Here is a 13,226-nt window from a genome sequence, read left to right as displayed (position 1 = left end):
TGCGGGCATTGACTGGGGTGACCCTGATGCCGCTATCCGGGTGCCGGTTCCGGCTATCGAACAGGCCCTTTTTCAGGCGCGATGCGGCGCATATCAGCAGGCAGGGGGCGAGTAGGGGTTGTCCCTGAGGCCCCTGAAGCCAATTGTTGATGTCATCGGCTCCGTGCTGTTGATGTGGCGTGTTCGGGCTCATTTCCCGGGTCGCACACCAAATACGGGCGGAAATCAATCATTTCCCCCGTCCGGTCCAGGCGGGCGTGTTTCACCTCCGATGCGCGGGAGGAGCGATGGAGAAGGAACTCGAACAGGCCGTCATGCGTGTCGTCAAAAGCATGCACGAGAACCTCAGTGAACAACTCACCATCAACGACATGGCACGCACGGCGATGTTCAGCAAGTTCCACTTCTCACGGGTTTTCCAACGTGTCACGGGTCTGTCCCCTGGCCGTTTTCTGTCCGCCGTGCGGCTGCAGGAGGCCAAACGGCTGCTCGCCTCGACGTCGCTGACGGTGACCGACATCAGTCACCGGGTCGGGTACTCCAGCGTCGGGACGTTCAGCTCGCGGTTCACCAGCAGCGTGGGTGTCTCGCCGACGAAGTACCGGCAACTGGAGGGAGCGGTGCCGGGGACGGCCCTGGCCGGCGCACGCAACGGCACGAGGAACGGCTTCACCTCGACCGTGCGCGGCGCCATCACCTCACCCCTGCTCGACCGGCCGGTGTTCGCCGGCCTGTTCCCCGACCGCATCCTGGAGGGTCGGCCCGTCCGGTACACGATCTTGAACCGGCCGGGCCCCTACGTGCTGGAGGACGTCCCCCAGGGGGAATGGCATCTGATCGCGCAGTCGGTGGCCGCGGGCCGCGAGGACGCGATGGACCACGCGCCAGGCGGCGACGAGGCGCTCTGCGTCGGCCGGCACGGGCCCATCACGATCCGTCCCGGCACGGTGCCACGACCGGCGGACGTGCAGCTGCGTCCGATGCGTCCCTTCGACCCGCCGGTGCTGCTCGCGCTGCGCGACCTGCTGAACGAGGCGGTACGCCAGGCGGGCTGAGCACCCGCGTACACGAAGACGCCGCCCGGACCGTGACGGTCCGGGCGGCGTTCGCGTTGCCGTATCAGCCGGCGAGGCCCGCCACCTGCCGTCCGCGCGCGGAGGACGACCCCCGCGCGGGGTGGACGGTCATCGGCAGGCCGCCGCGGATGCGCAGCGACAGCATGGGCTCGGGCACGACCTTGTACCCGGGGACCGTGGCGAGCCGCAGGTCCCGCGCGACCATGGCGATCACGAACGTGGCCTCCATCATCCCGAGGTGGTTGCCGACGCAGAACCGAGGCCCCGCGCCGAACGGGATGTGCGCGTACCTCGGCCGGCTGGAGGGCCGGTCGGGGTCGAACCTGTCGGGGTCGAACCGCTCGGGCTCGTCCCAGAAGGCGGGGTGCCGATGCAGCGTGTAGGGGCTGATCAGCACGTCCGACCCGGCCGGCACGTGGTACCCGCCGACCACGTCGTCGGCCTGGGCCTCACGCGGCAGCATCCACACCGGCGGGTACAGCCGCATGACCTCCTCGACGACCATCGCGGTGTACCGCAGCCGGTGCAGGTCCTCGTAGACCGGCAGCCGGTCGCCGAGCACCGCGACGGCCTCCTCGTGCAGCCGTTCCCGCACCTCGGGGTGCCGGTCGAGCAGCGAGAACGTCCACGACAGCGTGCTCGCGGTCGTCTCGTGGCCGGCGAGCAGCAGCGTGACCAGCTCGTCGCGCATCCGCTTGCGGCCGACACGCGCGTCGGCCTCCTCGCGCGTCGACACGATGAGCCGCGAGATGACGTCGTCCCCCGTGGCGCCGGTGCGCGCGAGGCGCTCGGCCGTCAGGTGGTCGACGACACGCTGCAGCTCGGCGCGGGCCCTGCGGAAACGCCGTTGCTTCGGCAGCGGCGTCCACAGCGGCACCATGCCGAGTGTCACGAGCTCGAACATCGCCTGGTCCTGCACGGCCTCGAACGACTGCCCGATGCCGCCGAACGCGCCGAGGTCGGCGTCCAGCAGGGTGCGGCCGAGCACGCCGAGGCTGAGCCCCGTCATCTCGTTGACGACGTCCACGGGCCCCTTGCCCTCGTGGGCCCGCAGCCGGTCCACCAGTGTGGCGGCCTCGGCGGCGATGACGCCGGCCTGCTGGGAGATCCGCTTGTTCTGGAACACCGGCTGGATCATGCGGCGCTGCTTGCGCCACAGGTCGCCTTCGCTGGTCAGCAGCCCGTCACCGATGGCGCGCCGCGCCTGCACCAGCCCCACGCCTTTGTGGTAGTTGGCGGCGTTGTCGGTGAGCACGTGCTTGACGTGGTCGGGGTGGTTGAAGAAGTACATCTTCTTCGGCCCGATCCGGAGCAGCGTCGCGTCGCCGTACGACGCGGCCACCGACATCAGCCCGAGCCGGTCCCCGACCAGCCTGCGGTACAGCGCGGGCCCGGCCCAGCGGGGCGGGCCGGGCGGCACCCGGCGCGTCCCGCCGGCCGTCATGTGATCACCTCGCTCCAGTCCGGCCCGACCTGCCGGAACCGGCCCTTGACCACGAGCAGCGCCTCCTGGTCGGTCTGCTGGTGCAGCGACAGCACCTTGCCGATGAAGATGGTGTGGTCGCCGCCGTCGTAGGTGCGCCACAGCTCGCACTCGAAGCTGGCCAGCGTGCCGCTGAGCAGCGGCACGCCGGTCGCCTCGCCGGGAAGCCAGTCGACCGCGTCGAACTGCGCCGCGCCGAGGGTGCGCCAGCGGTTGGCGAAGTGCATCGCCACCGGTTCCTGGTGCGCGGCGAGCACCGACACCCCGAACGCGCCGGCCTCGCTCAGGCACTGGTGCATGACGGCGCCACGGTCCACGCAGATCAGCACGAGCGGCGGGTCGAGCGATACCGAGGTGAAGGAGTTGGCGGTCATGGCGTGCGGGTTCGTCCCGCCGGTGGTCACCACCGTGACGCCGGTGGCGAACGTCCCGAACGCGCGCCGCAGGGTCTTGACGTCCGTCACCTCGCGAAAGGGCACGGTGTCGCTGAGTTTCACGTGCTACCTCCTGGCTCGCCTACGCGGCGTACGGTTCGAGGGCCGCGACCAGGGACTCGGGAACCCTGGCCGGGACCGTGCGGGTGTTGGGTCCGCGCATGCAGGCCACGCGCTGCCGTCCCCTGGCGATGAGGGTCTCGCCGCCGTCGCCGGGGTCCAGCCGCACGTAGTCGAAGGTGAACTCGACCTGGGTCTGCGCCAGGTCGTGCAGGCGCATCCTGATGGACAGCTCGTCGAACGCCGTGATCTCGGCGAAGAACTCGCAGTCGACCTTCAGCGTGAACAGCTTCAGGTCGTCCTGGAGCTCCGCCAGCACCGCAGGCGCGCGTTCCTTGAGGAACAGCTCGCGGCACCGGCCCTGCCAGCGCAGGTAGTTCACGTAGTACACGTTGCCGACGAGGTTGGTCTCCTCGAACCCCACCGTGTGCTGGTACTCGAAGTAGTTGCTCCCGGCCATGGCCTAGGACCGCCCTTCGGTGAGGAGTGCGAACACCACCGGCTGGGGAGCGTCCCGCAGGGTCGTGACGAGCGTCGCGATCCGCGTGTCTCCCGCGGCGAGGACGACCCACGCGTCCCGCCCCGCCGGGGTGAGGGTGAGGGGTACGGCGTCGCCGACGCCGGCGGCGGTGAGGCAGCCGATGGCGGCGAGCACACGCGCACCCGCCACGTCCGGCGACTCGCCGGTCGCCGCGGCCACCTCGCCGGCGAGCGCGGCACGCTCCCCGAGCCGTTCGGCCCACTCGGCGGCCGTCCCCCCGGTGACCGGGGTGACGTCGCAGCCGAGCGGCCCTGAGTCCGCCGCGACGGCGGCCAGGGTGACGCCGGCGCCGTGCGCCGCCGACACCGTGCGGCCGTCGTACGGCAGGGGCCTGCCGTCCGCCGCGAAGCCGATCTCCGCGGGCCCGGCGAGCGCGCGGCCGGCCGCGACCAGGGTGCGGTCCTGCTCGGTGGCCTCACCGGTGTGCGGTTCCACGGCGATGGCGACCCTGGTGCCGGTGAGGTCCTCCAGGGTGCGCTCCAGGTACGACCCGAGGAGCGGCGCGAGCCAGGGGCCGCGTCCGTCCTTCTTGCGCACCGCCTGCAGCCGCAGGCCCTCCCAGCGTTCCACGACGTCGCCTGCGGGGGTGCGCACCGCGATGTCGTAGAAGTAGGTGTCGCCGTCGCGGCTGCGCTCGGTGGCGCAGTACCGCAGCTCGCCGGCCGCGGCCAGGGCCGCGCCGCCGGGGTGGATGCGCTCCACGCCGACCGGCAGGAGCGTGGCGTCCGGCACGCAGACCTGGTTGCCGTGCATGAGAGCGTCGCGCATGCCGGGGTCGCCGAGCAGCAGCTCACCGGGGAGGTACCCGGCGAACCAGTCCGGCGCGTCCAGCGCGGCCACGTCGGCGTCGACGTGGCGTGCGGCGCCTCTGTGGTAACGGCGCAACCGGTGGAACCTGCCGCCTTGGAACAGCACGTCGCCGTACAGTTCGGTGGCGGGGTCCATCGGCACCGGCGGCAGGCCGTCGGCGGCCTGGTCGGGTGCGCCTTCCGGCGCGCCTTCCCCGGTGAGCCGCAGCGTGGCGCGGAAGTGGTCGACGTCGAAGCCGGTCTCCGCGCTGCGGATGGCGACCCGCACCGTGTCGTCGTCGACGACGGTGGCGGCGACCCTGATGGTGCCGCTGCCGGCCGGCGGCACGATGATCGGCCGCATGAACTCGGCCGACTCGATGACCGGCGCGACGTCGCGGCCCGTGACGGCCGCGGCGGCCTGCGCCATGGCCTCCATGCCGAACACCGCGGGGAACAGCAGGTTGCCGTCGAGCAGGTGGTCGGCCAGGTACAGGTCCGTCCCCGCGCTCATCTCGACCTCGGTGACCAGCTCCACGCCGTGGTAGCGGATCAGCGGTTTCTCGACGAACCGCAGCAGCGGCAGCGCCGGCAGGTCGTACCTGACGGTGTCGATGCCCTCGGTACGGCCGCTGACGACCACGACCGGCGGCGTCGCCGGGTCGGACACCAGCCGCCGCATGATGGCGACACCGTGCTCCGGCGAGATCGCCGTGACACCCTTGCGGGCCAGTCCGTCCACCACCGACAGGCGTTCCCCCATGCCGACGTCGGACCAGACCGACCATTCCATGCAGATGACGCGGAGACCGGGGTTGCGCTCCCCCGCCTCGCGGGTCAGCTCGGCGAGCCACTCGTTGGCGGTGGCGTAGTGCGCCTCGCCGTGCAGCCCGGCCCGGCCGATGATGCTGCCGAACGTCACCAGCAGCCGCAGCCGTCCCTCGTCCACGGCGCCGAGCACGTTGCGCAGGCCGTCGATCTTGGGGGCGAACGTGCGGCGGAACGCGGCCGCGTCGAGGCTCGCGATCCCGGCGGGCTCGTTGCGGCCGGCGCCGTGCAGCACCGCCGTGACGGGCCCGAGCACGGTCTCCACCTCGGCGACGGCGCGGCGCACCGCGTCGGCGTCGGTGACGTCGGCACGCGCGTAGTGCACGGCGGTGCCGTTCTCGGCCATGCGCCGGAGGTTCTCGGCGAGCTCCGGGTCCCCGGCGGGGTCGGAGCGGCCGAGCACGGCGAGGGCCGCGCCGGTGTCGGCGGCCACGGCCAGCGCGCACTCGGCGGTGATGCCCTTGCCGCCGCCGGTGACCAGCAGCACGTCGCCTTCGCCGAGCGGCTGCTCGGTGACGGCGGCGCGCACCGGCATGGCGCGCATGGTCGGGACGCGCCGCGTGCCGGCCTCGTCGTAGTACACCTCGGCGTACCGGGTGGTCGCGGCCACCTCGGCCACCACCCGCGCCGTGGCGTCGGCGGCGGACGGCAGGTGGACGATGGTGACGCGCAGGTGCGGCGCCTCCAGCGACAGCGTCTTGGCCAGGCCCGCCGCGCCGCGTCCGTGCTGCACCAGCACGAACCGCGTGCCGGGGCCGCCGCCGAACGCCTTCTGCGCGCCGAGCAGGGCCTGCGTGAGGTGTTCCTCGGCGCAGTCCTGCGGCAGGCACACCAGCACGCCTGACCCGAGGTTCTCCCGTTCGAGCGCCTGCCGCAGCGGCTCGGCGATCGCGGACTCCGGCGCGTAGACCTGCCAGCGGCCCTCCTCGCGCGGCGCGGTCCGCACCGGCAGGCGCACCTCGTCGAGGTCCACGGTGAACGGCCGCGACCAGGCTTCGGCGCCGGCGATCGTGGTGCTCACCGCGGTGCCGTCCTTGGCACCCTTGGCCAGCTCGTCCAGCGCCTCGCCGAGCTCACGCAGGCTCGCGGTGGCGAGGTTGGTCGGCGCCTGACCGGCGGGGACGCCGAGCCGTTGCGTGGCCTGGCTGATGATGTGCATGACCGTGACCGAGCTGAGGTGCAGCTCGTCCAGCGGCCTGCTGTCCTCGCGGACCATCTCCAGCGGCAGCTCGGCCCGCTCGGCCGCGAGGCGGCGCAGCAGGTCGATGCTGGACTCTCCTGCCGGTTCCTCACCGACCGCAGGCGCGGCGGGAACGGCGGCGGGAGCGGGCCGCTGCGCGGGGACGACGGTGCGCGCGCCGACGCCGATCAGCGGGGCCTGCTCGACGGGGCTGGCGAAGAACGAGAACTCGGTCCCGACCTCCAGCGGCCGGGTCAGCCGGCCGTGGAACAGTTCCTCCAGCACCACCGGGACGCCGGTGACGTACGCCGCCGCGGCGACCCGCAGCAGCCCGGCCAGCGACTCGTCGTCGGTGTCGAGCGCAACGGCCGGCACGTCGGAGACCGAGGACGCCAGACCGCTCAGCACCCGGCCGGGCCCGACCTCGACGAACAGGTCGATGTCCTTGGCCGCGAGCTGCACCGCCTGGCTGAACAGCACCGGGTCGGTGATCTGCCGCCGCAGCAGCGCCGGCACGTCGGTCGCGGGGGCCAGCATCTGACCGGTGACCGTGGAGACGACCCTGCGTGTGACGGGGCCGAACTCCTCGTCCGCCAGCGCCGCGCCGAACTCCTCGGCCGCCGGCGCGACCAGCGGCGAGTGGAAGGCGTGCGACACCGCGAGCGCCGTGCAGGTGAGCCCCGCCTCGGCGGCGCGGCGGCCCACGGCCTCGACCGCGTCCACCGGCCCGGCGATCACGGTCTGGTCGGGGCCGTTGTAGCCGGCGATCACCACAGGCAGGCCGATGAGCAGGTCGGCCACGACCTCCGGCGCCGCGCGCAGCCCCGCCATGGTCCCCGAGGCGCTGTGCTCGGTCATGGCCTTGCCGCGCAGCGCGGCGATCCGCAGCAGCGTGGTCTCGTCCATCGCGCCGGCCCACTGCAGGGCCGACAGCTCGCCGAGGCTGTGGCCGAGCGCCACGTCGGCCTCCACGCCGAGCAGCGACAGCGCGCGCAGACCGGCCATCGACCCGGTGACGATGCGGGGCTGCGCCACCGCGGTCGCCACCGTGTCGCCGCCGGACGGCAGCGCCGCCTCCTCGTAGATCTCCTCGACCTCGGCGAACCGGCGGCGCAGCGCGCCGCCGCTGGTGCCGCGGCCCGATCCCTGGCCGGGGAACAGGTACCCGACCCGGCCGGGGCCTTCGGCGTGGCCGAGGAACGCGCGGCCGCCGGTCGCGAGCAGCCGGGTCTCCCCGGCGTCCAGCGCCTCGACGACCTTCTGGATCTGCTGCTCGGCGTCCTGCGGCGAGGTCACCACCACGGCGGCCCGGTACGGCAGGTCGCGCAGCTCCGACTGCAGGGTGGCCGCGAGGTCGGCGAGCTGCGCGTACGACACCGTGGCGGCGAACGCGGCCACCTCGGTGAGCCGCTGACGCAGGCCCTCGGGGGACGCGGCGTCGAAGGTCAGCAGCTCGCGGTCCTGCACCGCGCGCAGCAGTTGCCTGGTGCGGCTGGTCAGCGGCACGCGACGGCGCGGGCCGCTGCGCTCCAGCACCACGTGGGTGTTGATGCCGCCGAACCCCATCGCGGTGACGCCGGCCCGCACCGGGGCCCCCGAGGGCCAGGGCTCGGCGTTGCGCAGCACACGCAGCGCGGCCCCGTCCTCGGTGAGCACCTTGTGCGGCTCGACGCACCCGATGGCCGGCGGCAGCACCTGCTCGTGCACCGCCATGGCCGCCTTGATCAGCCCGGCCACGCCGGCCGCGGCCTTGGCGTGGCCGATCATGCCCTTGATGGACGTGACCACGGCCGGACGCTCGGCGGGCCCCGCCGCGGCGCGGCTGCGCGACAGCGCGGTCAGCTCGGTGAGGTCGCCGACCGCGGTGCCGGTGCCGTGTCCCTCGAACAGCTCGACGGTGTCCATGCCGAACCCGGCGCGCTCGTAGGCGCGGCTGAGCGCGAGCTGGTACCCGCTGACCTCGGGACGGGTCATGCCGCCCTTGCCGTCGGAGGAGATGCCGTACCCCGCGACGCTCGCGTAGACGCGGCGCCGCTGCTCCACGGCGTCCGCCTCACGCATCAGGACGATCATGCCGCAGCCCTCGCCGGGCCAGAAGCCGTTGGAGTCGCGGTCGTACAGCCGCATCTCGCTCCTGGCCAGCGCGCCGGTCTTGGCGAAGCCGACGATCTCGAACGGGTCGATGGACAGGTCCACCCCACCCGCGATCGCGACGTCGACGTCGCCGTCGATGAGGGCCTTGCAGGCGGTGGTGACCGACAGCAGCGACGAGGAGCACGCGCCGTCGACGGTGTAGCCGCCGCCGTTGAGGTCGAAGTGGTTGCAGATCCGGCCGGCGATGGTGTTGGACAGGCCGCCGGCCAGGGTGTCCTCGTCGATGGCGGGGAACGGCGCCTTGTAGCCGGCCTCCAGGTCGGCGAGGAACCGCTCCAGCCGGTCGTCGTCCCAGCCCTGGTCCTTCAGGGCCGCGCCGACGGTGCGCCGCACGTACGGCCAGCGCAGCCGCATCACGTTGGCCCGGGTGAACTCCCCGGTCAGCGTGTTGCCGACGACGACACCCGTGCGTTCGCGGGGCAGGCCCTCGGCGCCGGGGAAACCGGCGTCGGCGAGCGCGCGGCCCGCCATGTCGAGGGCCAGCCAGTGCGTGAGGTCGGTCGAGCGGTACGTGCTTCCCGCGATCTTGTAGCCGATCCGGTCGAACTCGTAGCCCTCGATGACGGCCGCGGTGCGCGCGTAGAACCGGTCCGGGGTCCCCGGATCGGGATCCCAGTAGTCCTCCGACCGCATGCGCACGTCGGGCAGCCGCCGGAAGGCGCGCCGGCCTGCGAGAGCGTTCTCCCACAGTTCCTTAGGCGACGCCGCGTCCGGATAGCGGCACGCCATGCCGACGATCGCGATCCTGGTCATACCGCAGCGACCTCTTTCCGCGCGGTCGCGTCCACGGTGGCCTGCGCGGCGCGCAGCGCCTCGGCCTCACGCTGCTCGCGGGCCTTGTTGGCGAAGTGCAGGCCCCAGAACCAGCAGCCGCGGATGGCGCAGACGGCGGCGGTGGCGAAGAACAGCGCGTACGGGATGTGGACGCCGGTCAGCAGGCCGTACATCGCGGCGATGCCGCCGCCGAACAGCACCTGGTTCATGGGTCTCGACGGGCTGGTGCCGGGGTCGGTGACCATGTAGTTGCTGAACAGGACGAACGCGACACCGGTCATCATGGCGAGCCCGGCGGATATCGAGGTGCCGAACAGCAGCCCGCGGACGATCGCCTGGAGCGCGAACACGCCGACCCAGCCCATGATCAGCGGCATGCGGCCGGTGAGTTTGCCGTTCAGCATGGTGCCGCCGACGATGATCAGGCCGGGGATCAGCCAGTCCACCCAGCCGTCGGGGTGCTCGGTGAAGTGGTACGGCGGCGCGATGCTGGCCCACGGCAGCACCAGCAGGATGATGGCGATGCCGAAGTTGGACGGGTTCATGAAGTGCCGCATGCGGCCCTTCACCGGTGCGCGCAGGATCCACTTGGCGCCGACCGCCACCACCACGCCGAACATCATCACCAGGACCTGGTCGTTGACGTAGATCAGCATGTTCATGGCGAGGCTGGTGATGTGCGCCGGGTAGAGGAACTCGATCAGCCCGCGCTTGCCGTTGCCGGCGTAGCGGGGAGCGCGGCCCTCGACCCTGGCGCCGATCTTCTCAAGGAGGATCTCGGTGCTGTAACCGGTGGCCAGCGCGATGAAGGGCCACAGCCACGGCTGCTCGAATCCGAGGAAGATGTAGCCGATGGTGTTGAAGACACTGATGGAGATCGCGAAGTTGCGCAGCGCGATGACGACCTTCGGGTCGTGCCGCGGCGGAGCGCTCGGCTTCTTGTCGGTCATCTCGATCACTTCTCCTTGGCCTGCTGGCCGAGCTCGAACGAATGCCAGCCCGGGGTGAGCTGGAGAACCTGCATCTGGACCTTGCCTGTGGCGTCGCGCCAGCAGATCTCGGTCTTCACGGGTCCTGTGACGCCGGCGCCGAGACCGATGTGCACGTCGCTGCTGCGCCGGCCGGAGTGGCCGCTGCCGCCGTCGACCCGGCTGATGAGGACGCGTCCGTCCGGAGTCGTCACCTTGACCTGCGCGCCGGTCGCCGGGATGCCGGCGGTCTTCGCCGACCCCGTGGCGGTGGCGGCCAGCGGCTTGGTCAGCTTCAGGCCGAGGAACGAACCGGGGGCCGGGCTGGTGTTCTGGTAGAAGATCGGCGCGTCCCACTGCCGGGCCACCGCCATGTCGATCCGGCCGTCGCCGTCGGCGTCACCGGTCGCGATGCCACGGGTCGGCACCGGCACCGCGAGGCCGAGGCTCGGCGCGATGTTGGCGTACCGGCCGTCGGCACCCTTGGCGAACAGGTGCAGCGTCTGGCTGCCGCCGATGTCGTCGCCCTCGCGGACGTTCGGCCACCAGAACGGGTTCTGCAGCATCTGGTCGTTGGCCGTGGCGAGCTCCTGGAGCTGCGGCCACCGGTCGGTCTGGCCCTTGACGAACCCGGTCGCCTGCGCGATCGCGGGGACGCCGCTGTTGTTGAAGTCCTCGATCTTGACGTCCCAGCCCCAGCCGGACCACGCGGTACCGAGGGGAGCGCTCTTGTCCTCCCACGGCGCCTTGCCCTCGCGCAGCTTGGCGCGCAGCGCGGCCTGGTCCTTCACCGTGGACTCGAACTGGAAGTTGCTCTCCTGGATGCCGAACGAGGTGGTGATGTTGCTGACGAACATGTCGTACACGCCGTCGCCGTTGAGGTCGCCGAAGTCCAGGCCCATGCCCTTGAAGGAGTCGTGGCCGACCGACTTGGACTTCGGGATCAGCGGCGTGCGCACGCCTTCCACCAGGGAGAACTTGATGTTCCCCGGGGTGGACCTGTTGTACAGCATGCGGTCGGGGCCGAAGTCGTTGGCCAGGTACAGCTCAGGCAGCAGGTCGCCGTCGAGGTCGTTGGACGCCGCGCCGAGCTCCCAGCCCTTGGACACCCAGCGAGGCAGGACGTTGTCCAGCTTCTGGTACGTCACCGAGGTCGCGGTGGCGCCGGTGAAGCGGAAGAAGTAGTCCTCACCGCCGTTGCTGGCGTCCGACATCGAGTGGTTCATGTGCACTTCGCCGGCGAGCTTCGGGTCCAGGATGGGACCGTTCTCGAAGTAGTTGCCGATGAAGACGTCGTCGTGGCCGTCGCCGTCGAAGTCGGCGACCGTGGCGACGTTGGTGTTCCACTGCGGGCCGGTGTACTTGCCGCCGGAGGAGTTGGCGCCGGGCACCAGCTCGACCGGGGTGAACGCGGCCGCGTCCAGCTTGGTGGCCGACGCCTTGGCCAGGTACACGATCGGGGTGCGGCCCCACAGGTAGACGAGCAGGTCGCGGCGGCCGTCCTCGTTGAAGTCACCGGGGACGCAGCCCATGGGGGCCATCACGCCGTTCATCGGCAGCACGCCGGGGTTCAGCGCGAACGGCGCGTACCGGTTGGAGCCGGCGCCGGGGGTCGGGGTGACCACGGCCTGGTCGATGCGGGTGTCGACGAGGCACAGGTCGTTGGACAGGCCGTCGCCGTCGAGGTCGTTCATCGAGATGGCCGCGCCGACCGACGAGATCCACGCGTCGATGTGCTTGTACCACTGGTTGACCTCGCGGACGGACTTCTGCTTGTAGCCGCTCGGCAGCGCGACGGACATCGGCGAGAACGAGTACTTGCTCGCGATCCCCGCCGTTTCCGCGGCCGAGTACGTGGGCAGGCGGGCGATCAGGAAGACGCTCGTGATCAGTACCAGAGCGACGACTCCCGGCAATTGCCTGCGAAGCCAGCCAACTGTCGCGGTCACTGGCTCACACCTCCAAGTGAGACGAATTGGTCGGCGATGCGCGCGCGCCACACCTCGTAGGCAGGCACATCACCATGGATCGGCTGGTCGGGAAGGTTGTCGGCGCTGATCCGCGCCGCCTGCTCAGGGGTGGTGCCGCAGAAGACACTCGTGGCGAGCAGCGTGTGCGGCACGACGAGGCCGGCACGCAGCCGCGCCTCGGCCGCGAACACCGAACCCTGGAACAACTGGGGGCGGTACGGCCCGGCGTGCTCGGCCAGGCGGTGGAGTTCGTCCTCCTCGGCGCCGCAGGCGTAGCTCGCGGCGAGGCCCGCGCCGGCGTACATGTCGGCGCGGCGGTGCTCGGGGAAGCCGCCGATCAGCGACGCGACGACGTCGGGGTCGGTGCCGCCGACGAACCACATGGCCCGGCCGATGCCCTGGTCGATCACCCGGTTGGCGTACTCGGAGGAACCGCCGCCGGGCCAGGTGAACTTGGGGTCCTGGTACTGCCCGTGCACGTACTGCGCGGTCTTGAAGTACGCCTGGTGGAAGCCGTAGCCGTCCAGGGCCAGCCACCGGAGCAGCGGGTCGGGTGCGTGCAGCTTCGGCCACAGGAAACGCGGCAGGCGGGCCATGGCCCAGCCGACCCCGACGTACACCATGTAGACGTGCTCGTCACCGCGGCCGGCGAGGAAGTCCGCGACCTTACGTCCGCCGGAGAACGGCATCACGTCGAGGATGCCGAAACCCATGCCGGCTCCCTCGTAGGCGAACCCCCGGAACTGCCGGGGGATCTGCTCGAGGCGTTCCTCCGCCTCGGCGGTGGTGCGGGCCTCGACGGCGTGCGCGAAACCGGTGAGAAAGCTCTCGCCGACCGTTTCGAGCAATTCTCGGGCCGCGTCGCTCTTCACGTGGAAACCACGCGTCGCGAGCTTCGTCTCCGAGACGTCGGGTGTCATGATACGGCGTCTCAATGAACGTAGAACGCTGGCCAAGTTCCTCTCCTCCC

8 protein-coding genes are annotated in these 13,226 nt (G+C 71.5%); 1 reads left to right on the top strand and 7 read right to left on the bottom strand.

What is annotated here, in order from left to right:
• Positions 1-287: 287 nt before the first annotated feature.
• A complete protein-coding gene (locus BJ992_RS10200) occupies positions 288-1,055 on the top strand; it encodes a helix-turn-helix transcriptional regulator (protein ID WP_184979817.1) in 768 nt (255 codons plus the stop codon).
• Positions 1,056-1,119: 64 nt separating this feature from the next.
• Here BJ992_RS10200 and BJ992_RS10195 read toward each other — a convergent pair whose 3' ends face one another.
• From BJ992_RS10195 to BJ992_RS10165, 7 genes are read right to left on the bottom strand one after another with little or no spacing between them, the layout of a single operon-like run.
• A complete protein-coding gene (locus BJ992_RS10195) occupies positions 1,120-2,520 on the bottom strand; it encodes a cytochrome P450 (RefSeq protein ID WP_184979815.1) in 1,401 nt (466 codons plus the stop codon).
• The gene (locus tag BJ992_RS10190) at positions 2,517-3,056 is read right to left on the bottom strand and encodes a flavin reductase (RefSeq protein ID WP_184979813.1); all 540 of its coding nucleotides are present in this window, start codon (positions 3,054-3,056) and stop codon (positions 2,517-2,519) included. The genes BJ992_RS10195 and BJ992_RS10190 overlap by 4 nt, the downstream gene beginning before the upstream one ends.
• A 19-nt stretch (positions 3,057-3,075) precedes the next feature.
• Positions 3,076-3,513: an acyl-CoA thioesterase gene (locus BJ992_RS10185; protein WP_184979811.1), complete on the bottom strand. Its 438-nt coding sequence runs from the start codon at positions 3,511-3,513 to the stop codon at positions 3,076-3,078.
• Positions 3,514-3,516: 3 nt separating this feature from the next.
• Entirely contained in the window at positions 3,517-9,297 is a 5,781-nt protein-coding gene (locus BJ992_RS10180) for a type I polyketide synthase (protein WP_184979809.1), read from the bottom strand.
• Positions 9,294-10,268 carry an enediyne biosynthesis protein gene (locus BJ992_RS10175; protein WP_184979807.1) on the bottom strand — a complete coding sequence of 325 codons (975 nt, stop codon included), beginning with the start codon at positions 10,266-10,268 and terminating at the stop codon, positions 9,294-9,296. The genes BJ992_RS10180 and BJ992_RS10175 overlap by 4 nt, the downstream gene beginning before the upstream one ends.
• Positions 10,269-10,273: 5 nt before the next feature.
• Positions 10,274-12,235, bottom strand: a complete 1,962-nt coding sequence (locus BJ992_RS10170) for an ASPIC/UnbV domain-containing protein (protein WP_184979805.1) — start codon at positions 12,233-12,235, stop codon at positions 10,274-10,276.
• Positions 12,232-13,191: a DUF1702 family protein gene (locus tag BJ992_RS10165; RefSeq protein ID WP_281390324.1), complete on the bottom strand. Its 960-nt coding sequence runs from the start codon at positions 13,189-13,191 to the stop codon at positions 12,232-12,234. Before BJ992_RS10165 ends, BJ992_RS10170 begins: the two co-directional genes overlap by 4 nt.
• Between the last annotated feature and the right edge of the window lie 35 nt (positions 13,192-13,226).

Source organism: Sphaerisporangium rubeum (assembly GCF_014207705.1).
Classification (GTDB): domain Bacteria; phylum Actinomycetota; class Actinomycetes; order Streptosporangiales; family Streptosporangiaceae; genus Sphaerisporangium; species Sphaerisporangium rubeum.
Note: the sequence above shows the minus strand (reverse complement) of the source record. Positions and strands in the feature narration are given on the sequence as shown.